Below are 19,625 nucleotides of genomic sequence, written 5' to 3' on the forward strand. Positions count from 1 at the left end.
AAAAAGTAACAGAATAGATTTCTTATTCTGTTACTCTCCTTCGTTTCCTGATTACTCAAATTCTAAACGGTTGCAAATTCCGGTGAATCTCCAGCTTAATTGCTGGAAATTACTACTGTCTTTGTTCCACCCAATAGACTGATAGATTCACCTAACTATTCCTATAGAACTGCTCAACCCTGGAAACATTAGCGCCTCCCTGAATACAGGCTCTGCTTCCACTCATCAACCTTAGCAACGAAATCAATTATTGCGTCAGCAACCATTTTCTCCTCAGCTGGCGCCGGTTCATTGATCGTTTTTGTCTGAATAGTCTCCTTAGTAGTGGCCATCACCCTATTATAGTCACCGTCCCTATGGGGTACCAAGGAAATTGCCAAGCCTTTCCCAAAGTAGTGGCTTCCGCTGCTCTTTGCCTGGAGCTCCTCAAACTCACGCTGGGTCACGATCCCTGTGATCTGCAACACTCCTCGCGCGCTGTCAACGCTTGCAACATAGGTGTTGTTGGTCTTTACGCGGATCTGGTTCTCGTTCTCTTGGATCCAAGGCTCCCACCCGCTAGCCTTGGTGATGCCGTTGAAAAGGTATTCCCTCCAATCAAAGCTCTCAACTTTAGGAAGGTTCTCCGTCTCCCTCACCTGTGAAGTAGAGGAACCCACCAGGTATCGCATGTAGTAGGCCACAAGCTCCTGATACTCCACCTCCGTTGTGGTTTTGTAGGCGATCTCCAAGGAATTGGTCTCTGAGCTCAGGAGCAGGTTCATGGAGGAGACGATCCCGTACTTCTCATTCAGGTACAACTTGGCATGCAGATGCGGAATCTCAATGGGATCGAAGCCCACCGCCCTCACCTCGCATGCGCTTTCGTACTCCCCCTCCCTTACGTAGAACTCCACGCCTACCCTCCTCCTCTTGAAGTCCTCCAGCTTATTGAGGAGCTTGTACCACTTACTGATCCGGCAGTACGGCGTGACGATGATCAATTTTTCGTCCGCCTCCTCTATAAGGGTCATGATCTCACCCGAGATCATGCTGGGCTTTATTAACTGCATACTTAGTTTAAAAAATATAGGCCTGAAAATAAGGATAAGAAGGCAGATGTGGAATAAGATGGCTGTCCACTTAGCCTGAACCAGACTAAATTTGACCAATACTCTCATTAATTTTTAACTTTTGGTTTTACAGCCAGGCCGTTACGCGATAGACTCAAACATGAGTTTTCATCCGGCCAAAACATCACTCTGCTTAAACCCTAACATTTACCTCGTTGAATATGGAAGTAAAAACCATTACAAGACAGGAACTTTATGACATGGTGTTGGAGGAACCCATGACCACCCTCTCCAAACGCTACGGGCTCTCGGACAACGGCCTCAGGAAGATATGCCTCAGGATGCAAGTGCCACTACCCAAGGCTGGGCACTGGATGAAGGTGAAGGCAGGAAAAAAAGTCAAGAGGGTACCCTTGTCCGAGCCTAACAAAGGGGAGCAGCAGACAAGGCTTAGTGTTGGAATGGAAACGAATGACCATGATCCGTACGGTCTTGCTGCGCTGAACTCCTTGCAGAAAGACCTTGAGGAGAAACACGCAAGTCTGTTCACAGTGCCTGAAAGGCTGACAAGACCCCATCCGCTGACCGCAGCCGCGAAGGAGGCCTTCGACCGGAAAAGAAAGGATAAAACCTACAACGGCCTCTACTCCAGCGACGGGAGGCTAAACATCTACGTCTCCCCTTCCACCGCCTCCAGAGCATTCAAGCTCATGGACACGTTAGTCAAAGCCTTGCATGCACTGGGGCATGAAATCATAATTGACAACCGGGGCTCCTTTGCGATCATCAGCGGGGAGCGGCTTGAGATCGGGATCCGGGAGAGACAGAACAAGCACATGGTCAACCGCGGCACCTGGACCAGCGCAGAGTATACGCCGTCCGGCACTTTGGTCTTCTGGTACAAGTACATTCACACGAAGGAATGGGCGGATGACACAAAGTTGCTAGAAGAGCGGCTTTCCCGAATTATTGCTTCCTTGATCTTGAAGGGCCGAAAGGAGCTTCAAGAAAGGCTAGAGAGAGAAAGGAGGCATGCCGAGCGCGAGGAACGTGCACGGGCGCGCCGCGAGGTGGAGGAACTGCAGGAACGGGAGCTTTTCAGGCTAAAAGGACTGATGCTGGAGGCCGAGCGCTGGCGGCAGGCGAAGGTGATGCGGGAGTACGCCAATGAGGTGGAAAGCATAGCCCGTTCGGGAAACAGCCACACTGACCAGCTAAGCGAGTGGGCGGATTGGGTGCGGAAGAAGGCGGACTGGCACGATCCCCAGGTCAAAGGATATGACGAGCTGCTGACCGAGGTGGATTGGGAAACGATGACCCTGAAAAAGAAGCCTTCCTCCTTTTTTTATTAAAACACTATGCACATCATTTACTAATTCATATATACGGATATAAACAGTATGTTAAATTTGAAGTTCTAATTCACCTGGGCCGGGCAACCTCCCCATTTGACTCGCTTCCCCGTTTGCTGGCTACCCTTGGGTTCTATGCCCTTCTTATACTACTTGTCATCCTGGGCCTCGGCTTCTCCAGGTGGCGCAGGTACGAGAAATCCAGAAAGGTGCTCTACGATTACCTCCTGAGCAGAAAGGGCGAGGCGGTGGAGGCGCTTTCCATGTTCCTGTACCGTGATCGCCTGGGTTACTTTACCAATCACGACTTAACTGAGTGGCGCACTAGATACCAGGGACTGTATTCCACCCTTAAAAAGAACCCTATAGCGGCGGCGAAACTCCCCCAGACGGACCTGATGCCGTTGAACCAGTTCATCTCATACTATGAGACCTCCGAGGCGCAGCGGGACCTGTGCAACCAAGTGTTCCTCCAGCGGGAGCTAGAGAATTACAAGGGATTCTTTGACACAGTGACGGGCCACCCGCTGGACCTTCAGCAGCGGACCGCCATCGTGCAGGACGAGGACGCGAACCTGGTGATCGCGGGGGCGGGCTCAGGGAAGACCACCACCATCGTGGGGAAGGTCAAATACTTGGTGGACCGCTACAAAACCGACCCCAGCCGTATCCTTCTCATCTCCTTCACCAAGAAGTCGGCTGCCACGCTCGCCTCCCGCGTGGGCGTGGAGGGCGTGCTCGCCAAGACCTTCCACAGCTTCGGCATCGAGGTGATCCGGGAGGCGGAGGGCCGGCAGCCCACCATCTTCGATGACAACCAGCTTAAGCCCTTCCTCTCCAAGACGTTCAGGGAGCTGACCAGGGACGAGGAGTACCTGAAGTCCGTCACCGACTATTTCACCCACTTCCTTAAACCCGCCAGGGAGGCATCGGAGTTCGAGGACCAGGGGAAACACATCCAGTACCTGAAGGACCAGAACTTCAGGACCTACAAGGCTGTCGAGCACACCTTCCAGGGCAGGACCACCTACCGGCAGGAGGTGGTCAAGAGCATAGAGGAGTGCCAGATCGCCAACTTCCTGCTCTTCCACTCCCTGGACTACCAGTACGAGCAGCCATACGAGCACGACACCGCCACCTATGAGAGGCGCCAGTACCGGCCCGACTTCACGGTGACGCAGGGAGAGAGGCGCGTCTACATAGAGCACCAGGCCCTCTCCAAGGAGAACACCGTGCCCCCCTTCTTCAGGAAGGCCGGGCAGACGCAGGAGCAGGCAAACGCAGCCTACCTGGCCAAGGCCCAGTGGGCTCGGGATACCCATAGGGAGTATAATACCGCGCTGATCGAGACTTTCACCCATGAGATGGCCGACAACACCCTGTTCCCCAACCTAAAAAGGAACCTTGAGGAGGCGGGCATCGTCCTCACCCCGAAGACCCCGAGTGAGCGGTGGGAGATCATCCAGCAGGCGGCAAGCGAAGAGGTGGAGGCATTCCTCACCCTCTTCCAGACCTTCCTCAGCCTGATGAAGTCGAACAACCACTCCTTCCTGGACCTGCTGGAGAAGAATGACCGCATCAAAGACAAGGTCACCAGAAAAAGGAACAAACGCTTCCTCCAGATCATCCGCCCGATCTTAGAGGCGTACGAAAGACATCTTTCTGAGCGGCAGGAGATCGACTTCAGCGACATGGTCAACCGCGCCGCGGCCCTGGTCCGGGAGGGCCGCTACAAGAGGGAGTTCGACTACATTATCATCGACGAGTTCCAGGATATCTCCGTCGGGAGGTACAAACTGATCAAGGCGCTCCGGGAAGCCAACCCCGCCTGCCGGCTCTTCTGCGTGGGGGACGATTGGCAGTCCATCTACCGCTTCACGGGTAGCGACATCTCCCTCTTTAAGGACTTCGAAAGGTACTTCGGCTTCTCCATCAGGTCCAGGATAGAGACCACCTACCGGTTCTTCGAGCCATTGATTAAACTCTCCGGTGATTTCATCCTGAAGAACCCCAACCAGACCAAGAAGGACCTTAAAGCCGCCTTCCCTGACAGGAGGACCGATTTCAGGTTGCGCTATTCCAGAACAGGCGACCATAAGGACATTGCCGCGGTGGCCGCGATTTTGCGGGAACTTGCGGTTGAGTTCGGTGACCTTAATAAGAAGTCGGTTTACATCCTGGGCAGGTACGGTTTCGATATCGACCGTCTCTCTGACGACACGGGCACCTTCACGATCCACAGGAACAGGGAGATAAAGGAGCAGATTAACGGAAAGGTGTTCTCCCGCACTACGGACCTGGTGGAGTATTCCCCATTAGGATTGGGTACGGTCAGGGCCGAGTTCATGACCGTCCACCGGTCTAAAGGGCTAGAAGCTGATTTTGTGGTCGTCATAACTGCAACTCGGGTAGGCTCGGTTTCCCAGCCGAGATGTCTGACGACCAGTCACTGAACCTGCTGCTGAGCGAGGCCGACCGGTTTGAGAACGGCGAGGAGCGCCGCCTCTTCTACGTGGCCATGACCAGGGCCAGGGAGCGTGTGTACTTCTTGGCCCACGAGCAAAACAAGTCCAAGTTCATCACGGAGCTTGAAACAGAGCACCGGGAATCTGCTTCCCGGAGCAAATGCCCGAGGTGCAAGACCGGGGAGTTGGTGGCCAGGTCAAAGGGAACCTCCAAAAAAGGATATAACTACACCTTCATGGGGTGCAGCAACTACCTCTATGGGTGTGAGCACAATGATAAAGTTTGGGAACCTGCACCCGGCCTAATCATCAGCTAGGTTCAGCTAATTAGAAAAAGCCATACTACCCAAGGCAAGCTATTACAATTTCAGGGGCAAGCTCGCACAGCACAAAAGCCCTCCCTCCGATGCAATCTCATTGTTGTTGGCAGGCTTTATATTCCGTCTGGAAAGACGCCTTGATTACTTCCAGAGCCTCCGAATCTCTGTTTCCCAATATCTCAAATACCGGGAACAGGATCACCTCCCCTATCTCCAAGTAGTTGACATAGCAACCTATTGCTGAGTAAGGGTGGTTCTAGGTCTCGGTGCTCAAACCACGGCATCTCCGCGAACCTATGGCCCACCAGCAGCAATCCTTTTTAAATCCATTTTGCTAATAGGCGAACTCCCGCACCAGTTCATTCACCTGAACCTCCTATCAAACAATGAACCGCAGGTATCCCTCGGCATTACCGCTCATATCCCCTGTGATTTCAACATATGAAACAGGCAGTCCCTAATTTTAGTTAATTTCTACCGAGTGAAACTCTATAAATTTGAAAAGTGAGCCGAGTAATTTAATTAAGAAAGGCATGTAACACAGACAGCTAAACCTATTTTGAACTGGCCTATGCTTATATTGCAACAATCTTGCTAATTATCTATTCTTCAGAAATAGGAGTTAGGTTCCAATTTTTTTTAGAGCTAATTAGGAATTTGTTATTCCTACTACGATCAGAAGGTTTTGGGTTCGACTCCCTACGCGACCACAGTTAAATTCATAAAGACCTGCAAGACAATAACTTAAAGGCCTTTATTTTTTTTATTGCGTACATATACACGTACAACTTTCTTATTCAAGCTGTCCTCTGGTTTGATGAATAAATCTCATTCCCTACAAAATATATCCCAACTTACTAAATCAGGTAATCGATTTTCTCGTCCTAGAATTGAAATCAAAGTATCGATTAAGAGTTTTGTATAGCTAAATCCTACTCATCTACATATCAGATTATTTAATCATTCTGAACGAATAAAGGGCCTTGCCCCTGTAATTCTAATTCAAATACACTTACTTCCCGAAAAGTGAAACAGATAACTGAGCAAAAAATATGCAATCAAAGCTATCCCCCTTCCAGCTACAACTATTGCGGCACCTCCTCATAACGAAGGCGATCATCCTAATCTGCTTTATTCTTTAACCAAACATCTTCCTATCATTTATCTGTTTAGTTGAAAGGGTATTAATCATTTGTATTATATTCGCTGAGGGCTACAAAGGGCTTGCTACTATTTAAAGTCCACCAACTGCTACTAGTCATCTGATGGAACTAGACAGCAAATATTTCATTTACCTATGAAAATCCTTTTAAGTTTTATCCGCTGGTCATTCGGGCTCTTCTTCTCTCTCGTCTCCATTGCCGGATTCGCAAGCGGTGACACTGGGATGGCACTGTTCATTCTGACGATCGGACTTTTATTGATCCCCCCCATCTGGAAAGCGATCCGAAGTATGGGCAGCAAACCCAACAAAGACCCAATTCAGTCTCATAACCCCCATTCGGCAATCAATGGAATCAATAAATCCAGCCGCAGGGACTTGAAAGCGACAATTGAGAATACTAATCCAGTCAACCACTCAGGAAAAGCACATAGGATAATAGTAAGAGATGTGAGTCAAACAGGCAATACCAGTCTTGGGAAAGAAAAAGATAAGGGTCTGTATGGATCGAAAGAAAATAGTATGGTTTATCCCGCACAGGACGATTCCATCATTGATGTCACAGGACTTGATGTCAGGATTGACTTTTCAAAGGAACCACAACCGAAGGAGCGGTTTCAAGAACTCTCCCATAACACAGCGAAAGAGGGATTCAAAGGGAGAGTACCCTTCTGGAGCCACCAGTATGTCTATCAATACAGCGAACTATATGGCGCCTCCTTGGAGCAGCGCAAATTCTATCAGTACTTCAAAGAGTCATTCTTGGCAGGCACTTATCTGGATCTGAACGGGAACACCAATTATGCCTTCATCCTGCTCTTCGATCTGCTAGATAACGACTACGAAAGGCACCGCAACCTGGCCATCTTGGAAAACCACCTGGCCGCGCTGGCGCTGCATTACCCGAAAACCGGAAACTACAGCACATCCTTCCTGATCACCAAAATGAAACAGGCGGGGGACCACCTGGGGGTTGAGAGGCTGCAGCGGGACACCTACCAGAGCAGCTGGTACGATGAGCAGTGGAAACTGGGGAACCGATACAAGAAAAAACTGAACCTGACCGATGCGGAGGCTGCGACCCTCAACAACCTGTGGAGCCCGGGGAACAACTTCTGTGCGATAGAGTTCTGCATGGAGCAGGTCCTGAGGCTGTTCCTGGCGGTTATGAAGGGGATGGAGGCCGAATACTCCTTGGAGGGCTCATCGGTGCGGGCCGAACTCGACGCTGTGTCCGACGCCATCGCGCGCAAGCACTTCCGATACAGGAAGGGCTCCAGCAATTACAGGTACAGTTTGGAGTCCACCAACAGCGAACTTTACAACAACCTCTTCAAGCATTGCGAGAACGCCGTGCGGGAGCATTACGGGCACAAGCGGAAGCTGAGCACCGAAACCCCATACCATGCTCTCCCCGAAGTGGCCACCCTTTATAGGGAGAGAATCGCCACCAGGCTGGACCGCATCCTGCCTGCGTGCACCCCTCTTATAAGCCCTCCGGATGAGGACACCGAAATTGAGCTGAACTCCCGCAACACCAGCCGCTGGAAAGGGCAGTTCGAAGCGCTCACAGCCACTTTCAAGGGCCCGGACGGGAAGCAGTTTGTCGAGGATATGAAAAGACTCGGGACGCTCAACCAGAAGAACCCATCCTTGGAGAACATCTTTTTCGAGGCCTCCAAATTCATCGCCGCGACGGACCGGGAGGCGGCCCTCACCCTGTATGTCCATTACCTCTATTATGACCTACAGTCCACCACCTTCAACCACAAACCGCTGACCAAGACCCTCCAAAAGGGTCTGTTCAAGACTGAGCAGCAGTTGAGCGACTTCGAGGCCATCATAGCCGCCCTGATCAAAGAAAAGGACCTTGAGAAGGCCGTCCAGTCCGTCTCCTCCCTAAGCGCCCCCAAGCGCAAGAGAATCCAACTGGACTCCTCCCTGATCCAGGAAGTGCAGAAGCAGCACTCCAGCACAGTCGAACTCCTGAACGAAGTCCTCCAAGATGAGGAGGATCCGACTTTCCAGACAGAAAACCTAGGCAGTGGCCAGGAGGAGATCTCCTTTGAGAGGATGGCCCCGCAGGAAAAAGCGAAGGAAAGCCTTTTCTTGGAAACCCTTGCTCTGAGCGAAACCCAGGGGGGCCTTCTGCAACTGTTCCTCAACAGTGACTTCTCCATATCGTCAGATGAGGTTGAGAGTTTCGCCCGGCAGAACGGGTCCATGCGGAACCAGCTCATCGACAGCATCAACGAGATATGCTATGACCATCTGGACGACGTGTTGATCGAGGAGGACGGGGAAGCCTATACCATTTACGAAGCCAACTTCCAACAACTCATAAAACAATGATCGACAACATCAAACCGAAAGAGGCCACCGCCATAGTCAACTCACTCCTGGGCGGTGTGGTACCCAAGATAGGCATCCAGCACATCACCGTGGGGCGTTCGGCGGAGATCGAGGCGTTCCTCAAATCCCTGGAGGACGTCAAGAACGGACACAGCATGGTGAAGTTCTGGATAGGGGACTTCGGCTCCGGGAAGTCCTTCATGATGCACCTGCTTAACACGGTGGCGCTCAAGCAGAAATTCGTAGTGGCCAACGCGGACTTCACCCCGGACAACCGCCTGTACTCAAACGACGGCAAGGCAGTGGCCCTGTACTCCGCCATCATGGACAATATCGCCATCCAGACCAAACCTGAGGGTGGGGCCTTGCCTACGCTCATGGAGAAATGGATTGAGCAGGTCATCACCAAGGCTGCAACATCGAACGGAATTCCGCTGACGGACATCAGAAGTGAGCGGCACATGCCCCTGATCCAGAGAAACATCATGGACACCATCAACGGGCTTACGGACGTGGGAGGCTTCGACTTCGGGATGGTTATTATGAAATACTATGAGGGCTATATCACCGACAATGAGCCGCTGCGCAGAAGCGCGCTCAAGTGGCTCAAAGGTGAGTACCGGACCAAGACCGAGGCGCGGCAGGACCTGGGGGTGCGGGAAATCATAAACGACCTGAACTACTACGACATGCTCAAGAATTTCTGCCGCCTATTCGTGAGCATGGGCTACAGCGGGTTCATGGTCAACCTCGATGAGGCCATCAACCTCTACAAGATCTCAACGGGCGCGGTGCGGGAGAAGAACTACGAAAAGATCCTGACCATTTACAACGACTGCTTCCAGGGGAAGGTCGAAAACCTCTTTATCAACTTCGCGGGCACACGCGAGGTGCTGGAGAACGAGCGCCGGGGGCTGTTCAGCTACCACGCCCTGAAGTCAAGGCTTGAGACGAACAAGTTCGAGACCATGGAAGTGCGGGACTTCTCCCAGCCGGTGATCAGGCTCATGCCCCTGAACCACAGCGAGATCTTCGTTCTCCTCAAGAAACTGAAGGCGATCTTTGACTTCAACTACAAGATCCAGCTGGACATCACCGACGGCGAGATCCAGCTCTTCATGGAGGAGATGTTCAACAAGCCGGGGGCCAGCGAGTTCCTGACGCCGCGTGAGGTGATCCGCGACTTCCTCAACATCCTGAGCATCATCCGCCAGAACCCCGGGGTCGACAAGCAGCGCCTTTTCGGGGAGATCGAGATCCAGGACGAGCGGCCCGACGAGACGGCCGTGGACAGCCTGGTGGACAGCATAGAGGTTCTGTAATGGCCTACGAACTGCTCTCCGAGCCCATACGCCGGTACGTCCGCGACAAGCGCTGGGAGTCCCTGCGGCCGATCCAGGCGGCGGCGATCCAGCATATCCTGTCATCAGAGGCCAACTTCATTCTGGCCTCCAGGACGGCCTCCGGGAAGACGGAGGCCGCCTTCCTGCCTATCCTGTCTAAAGTGAATTTCAGGGAGCCCGGGGTGCAGGTGCTATACATCTCCCCGCTCATCGCCCTGATCAACGACCAGTTCCACCGCGTCGAGGAGCTGTGCGCCTACCTAAACGTGAAGGTGACCAAGTGGCACGGGGAGGCGAGCCGCGCGGCGAAGAAAAAGCTCCTTCAGTCACCTCAGGGTATAGTGCTGATCACACCGGAATCGCTGGAGGCCATGTTTGTGAACGCCCCCTACTCCGTGAAAGCGATGTTCGCCCACCTCAAATACGTGGTAATCGATGAGATCCACTCCTTCCTAGGGACAGACCGGGGGATACACCTGAAGTCAATTCTCTCGCGGCTCGACGGGGTGAACCAAGCCGGTTTCCGTGTAGTAGGGCTCTCGGCCACCATCGGGGACTACCAGGAGGTGAAGAACTTCACCGGGGACGCAAGCAACACCAAGGTTCTGCGGGACAACAGCTCAAAGGAAATGGTCACCTCCTTCTTCTACCACAAGGCCAGCACCCAGGAGCTGCCGCTGGACCTGATGAAGGACCTCTACAAGCAGACCTACAACCACAAGGTGCTTATCTTCCCCAACTCCCGCGGGAGGGCGGAGGAGATAGCCGTCAAGCTTAAGAAGATCTCCGGGAAGACGAACGGACACCCCTTCTACTTCTCCCACCACTCCTCTGTGGACAAGGAGGTGCGCGAGTATGTGGAGGACTTCGCCAAGAACAACCAGCGCCACAATTTCTGCATCGCCTGTACCTCCACCCTTGAGTTGGGCATAGACATCGGCTCCGTGGATAAGGTCGTGCAGGTGGACGCGACCCAGTCCATCGCCTCCCTGATCCAGCGGGTGGGCAGAAGCGGCCGGCGAAACGGGGAAAAAAGCGAACTTCTCCTTTATGCGACGGATCCTTGGAGCTTGTTGCAGTCACTTGCCTGTTGGAAACTTTACCAAGAGGGATACATAGAGTCTGCCCCGGTCGCACAGAGGCCTTATGATATCTTGCTACACCAGCTGCTCTCTACTGTAAAGGAACTCTCTGGCTGTACTAAGACACAGTTGACTCAGCGACTTACGAGTAATTACGCCTTCGCTGGTATCGAGGAAGGAGATATACAAAAAATCACACAGGAGCTGGTTCAACAGGACTTCCTAGAGGAGCTTGGGCAGGAGGTGATCATCGGGGTTGAGGGTGAGCGCACCGTGAACTCAAGGGACTTCTACAGCGTGTTCAAGACCGAGCCTTACTTCAAGGTGGTGCACGCGGGCAAGGCGGTCGGCGAGATCCCGCTCACCCCCCAGGTGACGGAGGACGAGAACCTGCTGTTGGCCGCCCAGATCTGGAAGATCAAATTCGTGGACATGTCCGCTAAGAGGATTGAGGTAATGCCGACAAAGGACGGGAAAAAGCCGCTCTTTTTTGGTAGTGGCGGTTTGGTGGATGGCAGGATCCGGGAGAAGATGCTTCATTTGCTGTTCTCCGGTGAAGAATTCCCTGAGCTGGATGAGGCGGGAAAAGCGACTCTTAATGAGATGCGCCAGGATTTCAATGTGTTTCCCCTGGTGGAGCCTGTCATTGAAAGACCGTTGCTGGAAAAGGATGGGAGCATTACTCTATACACCTTCCAAGGAACTAAGGTGAACCGAAGCCTTTCCTTCCTTATTGGCTGCGTAGGCCTGGAGACAGGTTACAATGAACAAAGCAGTAGCTTCACCCTCTCCATCAAAAAAGAACTGATCAGTGACCTGATTGAACAGTTGCTCCTATTCATAGATGATGTGGACTTCCACTTGGAGCAAGCCTTAATGGAGAATGATTCATTACTTGATTTCTCAAAATGGGGAACCATGCTCCCTCTGAAGTATAAGACTATGATTCTTAAGGAACGATACTATGATTTTGGGGAGGCAAGGCGATTCTTGCAAAGCGTAAAACTAGTTACTAACCAGATTATGAACACAACAGAATAGTAGATTAAAATTTCAAGATTTGGAAAACCATTTACAAAAAACTATAACATTTCGTTTAAATCCATTTTTCCCAAAACAAGCATACTTAGACTCAAACGCCAAGTTACCTAACTTTTTGCAGCAAGATTTACGCTCATTAGGCCACTTTTTTAGAAATGAAAACCTTAAACAACAAAGCTAATGCTACCGTTAGGATGAGTTAAGCACCTTCAGTTTGATCTTTGTGTTCTTCTCCCAAGTTCTTCAAAACCTTTAGAGAAGAACTCCTCAAGGGTAACACCTAGGTACTGGCATACTGCCTCGAGTGTGCTTAGTGTCACGTTCGCCCTCCCTGCCTCAAGCCTTGCCAAGTGGATGCCTGTGTCAAGAAAGACTACCTCAAGCGTCACACCCTTCGCCTCGCGTAGTTGCTTCACCCGCGCCGCCACCGCGCCTATAAGCCGTTGGTTTCTCAATCTTGCCATTCCTTTCGGCAAGCTGGTGAAAGAAAAATTTTATTTTAATGACATATTTGTCATTATTGGTTAAAGGGAGTAGATTTGGTAGAGTATTCAATCTCCCCTTTTGTATATTCAACTACGGGATAAACATTTCTCAGGGACCGGCCACAACGCATTTTACATTTGGCCCAAAACCCAGAAGACTATTAATAAATTTTGACACCTAATCATTTACTATAAACCAATTCCACTAAAACTGCTTTTGGCCCTTCCCTGAAAACAAGACAAAACAGAAAAATCCATCCCATATGGTAGAAGAACTTAATCCATTAGAAGAGATACTAATATGGTATCACTCCCTTGACAACAGGACTAAGGTAGATGTTGTTGAGTCATGTCGTAGCTTTCATCCTGCCATGTCAGAGCACGAATACGATCTAGATGTGTTTCTGCCAGAGTTTGAGGGATACCTAAAAGACCAAACACTTTCACCTCTAGAAATCATACATAGGGCCTTCTTCATCAAGGCCCTCATTGATATGCACTTTCATAATAGAAACACAGAGGCGCAATTGGAGGAATGGCGTGACAGAAAACAAGAGTACAGGCAAAGATTCATTCTTCTCGGGATAGACCCAGACGCTTATACAGAACCCGATGAATCCTATTATGAAAGGAAACATTCTTGGCTAAAGGCCGCGAATTCATGGAAAGAACTTACTACATATAGAGATCCTTCCATACCGTCAATCTCCAAAGGTCAACTTCTGAAATGGTACCTGTTTAATAAAGATTGAAACTCATCATTTATGAGCTCCCGGGCCCTGGTGGCAATTGGTTTATATAAGTGGCTATCAAAATGATTGCTGAATTCACGGTCTTCGCGTTTCTCTTATAAGTCCGGACAAATACCGGACAAACTGTATGGGATATTTGTCTCCAAATCCTATAATTCTTTACCCCCTAATGGGGTTATTGTTTCTCATTTTTTCTAAATATGTATGGCATAATCTTATTTACTACTTCGTTAGCAGCTTTGTCTAAGATCACCTTAGTTAAGATTGTGTTCTCTGGTAAAGAGCCAAGTGAGTCCTTAACAGCTTCATCAAGTAGTTCTGCACGATGAAAGTCGTCTTGGCGTTTTAAGCCAATAGAAATGGCATGATCAAAGGCTTTTTTTACTCTATCAAAAGGTTTTTTATCTTTATTAATAAAAAAATCAATAAGTGTATTTTTGTTATAATCTAGATTTACTCTGCGGTTTAATGTCTGATTGTTTATCAAATCATAGCAATAGGTCTCTGTTAATTCTTCACCTTTATATTCTTCATCCAGTAAGACTAAGTATTTATAAGTGCAGAAATAATCAACGTAACAGTATAATATTCCTTCTTTTGGATTGCCAACTAAATGAATTATATGGAAGATTTCATCTGATCCTAATTCATATAAGTTATCTTGGTAATGCATCCATACTACATTCTTTTCTTCTTCTCCCTTTATATAAGAGAGTAAATGATTGATAGCTGACGAGCTACCTCCTTTATAGATAAAGAAGTTGATTGCGCATTACAAACAGCTCTAAAGACATCTTTACACCCAATAGTATTTTGGAAGTGCAATGGCTCATCTAAATATTCTTTTTGCCATTTTGCTGATTTTAGTGCCTCCTCAACATCAAAGCCAGGATATTTATTGCCTAGACCTTTAAGTATATCTTTTAGTTCCTTTTCACTCCTAGCCTCAATAGAGACTTTAGATATCTCCGCATCTTGAGTGATTTCTATATTAGGTTTTAACATTTTTGGCTTCCCGCCAACTTCAAGAATATACTTCTCTATTCGATTTTAACTCTCCTAAAATTGGCTGTGGGTTACCTCGATGGCGTTTTACCATCAACATATTAGATAGGTTGTTCAATTGATCCGCAAGCAAGCTATCTATTTTTCCTCCGAATGTGGAATTGCAATCTTTACATATTAAATCCTTGGATTTGAGTCTTCCTCCAGCGGCGTTTATAATAATATGTTCTTCTGTTTCAGTTTCAGAAGTAATCTCTATGCTGCATACATAACATTTCATATTATGATAATTGCTTTTATAAAAATCCTAAGAATAATATTTATAATGATAGGTACTGTTCAAATAATATCTTGGAGTAATAATTCCCATATCTTTTGATGAAAAATTTGCTCAAAATTATTGGTATTAGGTAGACAAGTAATAATATTATTCCTGTTGCAAATAATAATTCTATTCCTTTAAAATAAGAATATACGGTAATAAAAATTGAAATGAATGTTGCTAAAAAAGAACCTCCAATAAGGTTTCTAAAGAATCCATATTCTATATTATGTTGAAATAGTAAAGGGTTATCTCTTAGCTTATTCCTTATTTGTGATACTGCAGTGGCATTAATCTTTCTAGCTCTATGTTCATTGCTTCTTTCATCAAGTTCAGACAATAGCTCAATACCTAACTTTTCTTTTATTTTTTTATGTAGCGCCTCTTTTATTTGAGTATCTAAGTAGTCGTTAATCCAGAGTAAATACTCGGTTGTTGGCATCTTTAATTCGTCATTAAAAAAGAGATGTTCAAATATCTCTTTTGAAACGACCCTGTTGATCTGTGTTGATAGGAAAATTACTGCTGCGGATAAACCAAAGTTGGTAATGATAGGTAAGACTTCGTAGATGCTTTTTAAGCTATCTTCATAAAATGGTGTAATCACCTGATTTAAAAAAATTAGTAAAGGGACACATGTAAGTAAGGTTGGGAACAGTCTAGCTCTTAAGTAATATGGATCCGTAATCATGCCTAACTAATTTTATCTATTTTTATAAAAAACATATGGATGAAGTTTGTTTGGTGTCACAATTAAGATAAATGTTGGTAAATTAACTTTGTCTAAATAACTTTTAAGTTCGCGAACCGTCTCTCTATCTTTACCACTTAGTTTAGAGCCACCCATTGGATGAGTATGCCATTCACCTACAAAATCAAGCATGCCTCCAGTTAACTTCCTTACCCTCTTGATGATTTTACTAATACCTGTTATGCCTCTTGTAAATAAATAGGGTGTCATTATGCTATCTTCTGGAGCGTCAAGAAACCTTGTAACATAAATAGTTTTATTGCGGAGATCGGTACGGCCTACCAGTAAGCCTCCAGTTTCATTTGGAGAGTTTAAAGAAAGTTGTTTAAAAAGTTGATCAGCTATTCCATTTTTCAGGCGTACTTCCCATCCTTGTAGATTTCTTGCTTTAAGAATGTCGAGTGAGCCAAATTTTACTTCTTGGGCATTCACTTTAAACCCTGCTTTTAAGCTTATATGGTTGAATAGAATCTTCCCGTCATGTTCTTCCTTATAAATTGTATTTCTAAGTCCTGCTACAATGGTAGAAGTATGTAAAGAAACAGTTTCATCAGCCAATTTGACAGAATCAGAACTGCAGTTAAGGCCAATTGTGATTCCTTCATCTGCTGCAGATCCATTCTGTTGCGAGTTCTTATTTCTTATTAGCCACTCTGAAAGCGAGGTGTCTTCAATAGCTAAATCATAGGTTAACATTTTTAAATCATCCATTCTAGGGTTTCTGCTCGCCCCTTCAATTCTCAAAATTCCAAGATTGCCCTCGTCACCAATCTCCATTCGTGAATACCTTATGTGTGAAGGCAAATTTGAATAAGTTAAAAATTTTTCTACTATGTTAGAAGCAGTAGCATCAATGATAAAATTGTGATTTCTTATATCTAAAGTGTTAGTTTCACTATTGAAGAGCTCAACTATTGATTCATTATAGGTTTTTACATTTAGCTTTTGATTTGGAAAAAGCTTTTCAATCTCTGATTTTACAGCTTCAGCCTTGTTTTGCCACAGGCTATCACCTAACAAAGCGTGCCTTGCAAGATTATGAGGAAGAATGGAGTCATTATCTACAAGTGTTAAATCTGTACTTCCACTTTTAGCTAAATGGAAAATGGCTTTTGAACCTACGGCACCGCAACCAATAACCAACACTTTTTCTATGCTTTTAAGTGCTTCAAAACCTGATACCGCTTTTGCTCGAAAAGGAGAAAGCGGATTAAGATTCATCATAGGATGCACAACGCTTTTATCGTCCCACTTTTTACCCTCTTTCTCTTTTGTTATAGTTGGGTAAGTTATAAAGCTAATTATTTCTTGATTTGTACTGTGACCAATGAGTTTCCTTGGCCTTGGTAAAATTAATGTGATTGGTATGCCCGGTAATAAATTTAAGTCCTTCTTCAGCAAATCTGCGAAAGACTCTCTAAGTGGAATATTTAATGTTTCTGCCCAATCTAAAAATGGGCCTAGTTTATCAGGAACTGACGAAAAGTATTTATGTATTATATCAGTTTCTGTAGGCCAAGCTAAAATACCAAAGGTGCAATAGTCATTACTCTTACCTTCTAAGGATAACTGATTTCGTTCTTTGCAATGGTCTGCAACTTTAAGAGCTGCTGAAAGGTCAAAAACGTAGTTATTGTTCCGTAGGAAGTAATCATCAGAGAACTGTGGTTCAGAATTATTCCTTTTTGTTAGTACATCATATAATACAAATATTGAATCACCATGGATCTTGTTTTTTTTTCTGTGTAAAGACAATATTTTTAATAGGTCTTCTTCTAGAAAAACACTACATCCAAATTTGTTATTAAAAAGTACTGGTTCGAAGTCATCGTCTTGGCGATTTAAGTTGTCACATGCAGCATCCTTTAGCCAGTTGCAGACCCTGTCAACTAAATCTATTATATTATGTTCCGCAAACCACTCATTGATGTTGCCTCTATGTAAACAGAAGCATGCAGGATGTTCTTTAGGGGTGGGATTTAAATGAGCTAAGTCTCCTTTTGGAAATCTTATTCTATCGGATAGTACTTTCGGCGCTTCATGAGGATATAGATACTTGTTGAAAAGAATGATAATAGGTTCTTCTTCTCGTATGTCAATACCGTTCACAGTGCCCCTAGAAGGAAGGGAAACAGGTACTGTTAAGGCAACTGCTGTCCTCTTTTCTCCATGCCATTTTTTTACTTTTAAGTTTTTATCAATTTCTCTCAATTCTGTGATCGCCTCTCTTATCTCTATGGATAAGGTGCTTTCATCATCATTGTCAAACTTTTCGGTAAATAAATTAACCATAAGTTTTAGGCGTGCTAGTGATAATACCTATAGTTGCAGCTTTTGATCCACTTTTTGATTTTTGCTCAGACTGCTTTACAGGTCCATTGCTACTAATTGTAAAAACAATGGTTTCTAAAGGTTTATCCATTGTTACTAAAAAGTTTTCTTTTACTTTTTTCTTATACTCTTGCTGTGCGGGATAATGAGGAGGGTTGTCCTCATCATCTACAATCTTCTTAGAAGAGGAAATAACCCAAGCGCCTTCCATTCTCTTGTCCAAAAACTCTATGGATGAATCTTGGGGAGTTGTATTGTCTTCATACGGTGTCATGTTGAAGTAAGTCCAAGAGCAATGATGTGGTGCTAAGAAAATATCCCAATTTAAGTCAGCATCATTTCTGTCTTTTAGTAATCTAGCAAATCGGTTGTAATCTGCGTCGCCGGCAAAAAATAATAGACCCGCATTTTCTTTACCTCCAACTTTAAATCTCATTTGCAGGATTACACTAGTCTCATTTCTATCCTGTGAGTCTTCAGTTGGTGTTTTGAAAGGAGCGTGAACGAAAATTGAAAAATCGTTTTTATCAGAATTGTTGATATTATTTGTTGCTGTTCCAGGCTCTATGATGATGTTGATTAACTCTTTATTATCTTCATTATCTTTAAAATCAATGATTTTTAGTCTGTTCCCTGGCTCTTGTGCTTTCGATTTATCTTTTTTATAAAGATCTTTTCTTCTTTTTGCTTCCTTCTTGAAATTCTTGGCTGCTTCAGATAAAGGTGCTTTGAATCTATTGAATAGAGTTTCGCTAAACCAGAGTTCATCAATTATTATAGCGTCTCTCTCTTCATCACTTTCATTATAATCGTCTGGATCACCTGTATGAAAGGTATCTTTAAACCCGCGGCAATGATCTTGATCAGGATGAGTTAGAATAAAAGTATCCAGATGAGGTCTGTCTTTCTCATCCCTCCTTAACACTTCTAACAAATCTGCCTTTACATCAAAACGGTCATCGTTGTCTTCTGCATCATTGCAAATGTTACAATCAACTAAAATTGTAGTCTCATCTGATAGCGTTACTAAACTCGTATCTCCGTTTCCAACAGGATATACTTTATATTGAGGTTCACTCATGATTACCGGCTTTTAGAAATGAAATTGATTGCTAGAGCAAGTCCAATAAGACCAAAAGCGTTAGCGATTTGTCTGCTTGAAGGCTTGTTTGAGACTACATCATTAACAAAGTGTTCGCAATTGTAGTTGATAAGATCATAAGGCTTGCCAAGCTTAGACAATGCGCTTCTAACAATCGCTGTTCTTCTGTGATATGGCTCGTTAAGTTTTTTTATTTTGGTTAATCTAGGGTATTTGTTAATGAACTTACTTAGGCTAGACATGACTACACCTCTGCCATAGGCGTTTTCACAAACGAAGTGGTTGCCATAGTGGTCTTCACCTAAATAAATAGCATGATGCTGAATGATGTCAAAATCACTTTTGGGAGCAATAATTGTGTCTCCAGGAGTAAGTCCTAGTTGCTTTGCAATAATTTTATCAGGATGCATGATATTAGCCTTTAGGTGGATGCGGATCATTTCCATAGCTGTTCCTTTCGCGGATTCTACCATCGCGACCATGAACTAGCATTTCTGAATTCTGATTAGAAGCAATCTGTTTTGCATATTGAATTGCTTCGTTTTGAGTTTGAGTGACTTTAGTCGCCTTCTCATTTCCTGCGCCTCTGACTGCCCAGCCATTTGAGTGCTTTACTACATGTTGATTTTTCCCCATTAGTTTATAGTTTTTATTGTTTGGATGCCACAAAGGTAAATAACTTTTTAGATTCATATCAAGTCAGATAAA

General features: G+C 46.0%; 17 protein-coding genes. 7 read left to right on the forward strand and 10 right to left on the reverse strand.

Going from position 1 to position 19,625, the window contains the following annotated elements; translation table 11 throughout:
* Window positions 1-188: 188 nt before the first annotated feature.
* Complete coding sequence (locus tag FHS90_RS08505; RefSeq protein ID WP_182512714.1) at window positions 189-1,052, reverse strand: phospholipase D-like domain-containing protein; 864 nt, start codon at window positions 1,050-1,052, stop codon at window positions 189-191.
* A 221-nt stretch (window positions 1,053-1,273) separates the two neighbouring features.
* Between FHS90_RS08505 and FHS90_RS08510 the strand changes: the two genes are divergently transcribed.
* From FHS90_RS08510 to FHS90_RS08535, 6 genes are all read left to right on the forward strand, one after another.
* Complete coding sequence (locus FHS90_RS08510) at window positions 1,274-2,404, forward strand: hypothetical protein (protein WP_182512715.1); 1,131 nt, start codon at window positions 1,274-1,276, stop codon at window positions 2,402-2,404.
* A 113-nt stretch (window positions 2,405-2,517) separates the two neighbouring features.
* Window positions 2,518-4,857, forward strand: coding sequence for a UvrD-helicase domain-containing protein (locus tag FHS90_RS08515; protein ID WP_182512716.1), 2,340 nt, complete (start codon window positions 2,518-2,520; stop codon window positions 4,855-4,857).
* Window positions 4,836-5,186: a 3'-5' exonuclease gene (locus tag FHS90_RS08520; protein WP_182512717.1), complete on the forward strand. Its 351-nt coding sequence runs from the start codon at window positions 4,836-4,838 to the stop codon at window positions 5,184-5,186. Before FHS90_RS08515 ends, FHS90_RS08520 begins: the two co-directional genes overlap by 22 nt.
* A 1,300-nt stretch (window positions 5,187-6,486) precedes the next feature.
* Entirely contained in the window at window positions 6,487-8,703 is a 2,217-nt protein-coding gene (locus tag FHS90_RS08525) for a tellurite resistance TerB C-terminal domain-containing protein (protein WP_182512718.1), read from the forward strand.
* Window positions 8,700-10,025, forward strand: a complete 1,326-nt coding sequence (locus FHS90_RS08530) for an ATP-binding protein (RefSeq protein ID WP_182512719.1) — start codon at window positions 8,700-8,702, stop codon at window positions 10,023-10,025. The genes FHS90_RS08525 and FHS90_RS08530 overlap by 4 nt, the downstream gene beginning before the upstream one ends.
* Window positions 10,025-12,169 (forward strand): DEAD/DEAH box helicase, encoded by a 2,145-nt coding sequence (locus FHS90_RS08535; protein WP_182512720.1) that lies wholly within the window; start codon window positions 10,025-10,027, stop codon window positions 12,167-12,169. Before FHS90_RS08530 ends, FHS90_RS08535 begins: the two co-directional genes overlap by 1 nt.
* 209 nt (window positions 12,170-12,378) lie before the next feature.
* On the opposite strand, the gene FHS90_RS08540 is transcribed toward FHS90_RS08535, so the two are convergent.
* Window positions 12,379-12,633: a helix-turn-helix domain-containing protein gene (locus tag FHS90_RS08540; RefSeq protein ID WP_182512721.1), complete on the reverse strand. Its 255-nt coding sequence runs from the start codon at window positions 12,631-12,633 to the stop codon at window positions 12,379-12,381.
* A gap of 284 nt (window positions 12,634-12,917) precedes the next feature.
* On the opposite strand from FHS90_RS08540, the gene FHS90_RS08545 reads away from it, so the two are divergent.
* The gene (locus FHS90_RS08545) at window positions 12,918-13,406 is read left to right on the forward strand and encodes a hypothetical protein (RefSeq protein ID WP_182512722.1); all 489 of its coding nucleotides are present in this window, start codon (window positions 12,918-12,920) and stop codon (window positions 13,404-13,406) included.
* A gap of 175 nt (window positions 13,407-13,581) precedes the next feature.
* Here FHS90_RS08545 and FHS90_RS08550 read toward each other — a convergent pair whose 3' ends face one another.
* From FHS90_RS08550 to FHS90_RS08585, 8 genes are all read right to left on the reverse strand, one after another.
* Window positions 13,582-14,079, reverse strand: a complete 498-nt coding sequence (locus tag FHS90_RS08550; RefSeq protein WP_182512723.1) for a hypothetical protein — start codon at window positions 14,077-14,079, stop codon at window positions 13,582-13,584.
* A 29-nt stretch (window positions 14,080-14,108) separates the two neighbouring features.
* A complete protein-coding gene (locus FHS90_RS08555; protein ID WP_182512724.1) occupies window positions 14,109-14,411 on the reverse strand; it encodes a hypothetical protein in 303 nt (100 codons plus the stop codon).
* Between the two features lie 19 nt (window positions 14,412-14,430).
* Window positions 14,431-14,691 (reverse strand): HNH endonuclease, encoded by a 261-nt coding sequence (locus FHS90_RS22840; protein ID WP_182512725.1) that lies wholly within the window; start codon window positions 14,689-14,691, stop codon window positions 14,431-14,433.
* Window positions 14,692-14,731: 40 nt separating this feature from the next.
* Window positions 14,732-15,340 (reverse strand): hypothetical protein, encoded by a 609-nt coding sequence (locus FHS90_RS08565; RefSeq protein ID WP_281367880.1) that lies wholly within the window; start codon window positions 15,338-15,340, stop codon window positions 14,732-14,734.
* A 96-nt stretch (window positions 15,341-15,436) separates the two neighbouring features.
* A complete protein-coding gene (gene cap2-3, locus FHS90_RS08570; protein WP_182512727.1) occupies window positions 15,437-17,776 on the reverse strand; it encodes an anti-phage 6A-MBL system cap2_3 protein in 2,340 nt (779 codons plus the stop codon).
* On the reverse strand, window positions 17,769-18,896 hold the full coding sequence (gene mblB, locus FHS90_RS08575; RefSeq protein ID WP_182512728.1) for an anti-phage 6A-MBL system MBL-fold protein: 1,128 nt from the start codon (window positions 18,894-18,896) through the stop codon (window positions 17,769-17,771). Before mblB ends, cap2-3 begins: the two co-directional genes overlap by 8 nt.
* A gap of 2 nt (window positions 18,897-18,898) precedes the next feature.
* Entirely contained in the window at window positions 18,899-19,363 is a 465-nt protein-coding gene (locus FHS90_RS08580; protein ID WP_182512729.1) for a lecithin retinol acyltransferase family protein, read from the reverse strand.
* A complete protein-coding gene (locus FHS90_RS08585) occupies window positions 19,332-19,610 on the reverse strand; it encodes a DUF2188 domain-containing protein (protein WP_246386799.1) in 279 nt (92 codons plus the stop codon). The genes FHS90_RS08580 and FHS90_RS08585 overlap by 32 nt, the downstream gene beginning before the upstream one ends.
* Window positions 19,611-19,625 lie beyond the last annotated feature (15 nt).

Source organism: Rufibacter ruber (genome assembly GCF_014138425.1).
GTDB classification, from domain to species: domain Bacteria; phylum Bacteroidota; class Bacteroidia; order Cytophagales; family Hymenobacteraceae; genus Nibribacter; species Nibribacter ruber_C.

What these genes read in the sequence shown, in the direction of transcription:
- FHS90_RS08505 (WP_182512714.1), bottom strand. Translation starts at nt 1,052, where the DNA reads ATGCAGTTAATAAAGCCCAGCATGATCTCGGGTGAGATCATGACCCTT.
- FHS90_RS08510 (WP_182512715.1), top strand. Translation starts at nt 1,274, where the DNA reads ATGGAAGTAAAAACCATTACAAGACAGGAACTTTATGACATGGTGTTG.
- FHS90_RS08520 (WP_182512717.1), top strand. Translation starts at nt 4,836, where the DNA reads ATGTCTGACGACCAGTCACTGAACCTGCTGCTGAGCGAGGCCGACCGG.
- FHS90_RS08525 (WP_182512718.1), top strand. Translation starts at nt 6,487, where the DNA reads ATGAAAATCCTTTTAAGTTTTATCCGCTGGTCATTCGGGCTCTTCTTC.
- FHS90_RS08530 (WP_182512719.1), top strand. Translation starts at nt 8,700, where the DNA reads ATGATCGACAACATCAAACCGAAAGAGGCCACCGCCATAGTCAACTCA.
- FHS90_RS08535 (WP_182512720.1), top strand. Translation starts at nt 10,025, where the DNA reads ATGGCCTACGAACTGCTCTCCGAGCCCATACGCCGGTACGTCCGCGAC.
- FHS90_RS08540 (WP_182512721.1), bottom strand. Translation starts at nt 12,633, where the DNA reads ATGGCAAGATTGAGAAACCAACGGCTTATAGGCGCGGTGGCGGCGCGG.
- FHS90_RS08545 (WP_182512722.1), top strand. Translation starts at nt 12,918, where the DNA reads ATGGTAGAAGAACTTAATCCATTAGAAGAGATACTAATATGGTATCAC.
- FHS90_RS08550 (WP_182512723.1), bottom strand. Translation starts at nt 14,079, where the DNA reads ATGCATTACCAAGATAACTTATATGAATTAGGATCAGATGAAATCTTC.
- FHS90_RS08555 (WP_182512724.1), bottom strand. Translation starts at nt 14,411, where the DNA reads ATGTTAAAACCTAATATAGAAATCACTCAAGATGCGGAGATATCTAAA.
- FHS90_RS22840 (WP_182512725.1), bottom strand. Translation starts at nt 14,691, where the DNA reads ATGAAATGTTATGTATGCAGCATAGAGATTACTTCTGAAACTGAAACA.
- cap2-3 (WP_182512727.1), bottom strand. Translation starts at nt 17,776, where the DNA reads ATGGTTAATTTATTTACCGAAAAGTTTGACAATGATGATGAAAGCACC.
- mblB (WP_182512728.1), bottom strand. Translation starts at nt 18,896, where the DNA reads ATGAGTGAACCTCAATATAAAGTATATCCTGTTGGAAACGGAGATACG.
- FHS90_RS08580 (WP_182512729.1), bottom strand. Translation starts at nt 19,363, where the DNA reads ATGGAAATGATCCGCATCCACCTAAAGGCTAATATCATGCATCCTGAT.
- FHS90_RS08585 (WP_246386799.1), bottom strand. Translation starts at nt 19,610, where the DNA reads ATGAATCTAAAAAGTTATTTACCTTTGTGGCATCCAAACAATAAAAAC.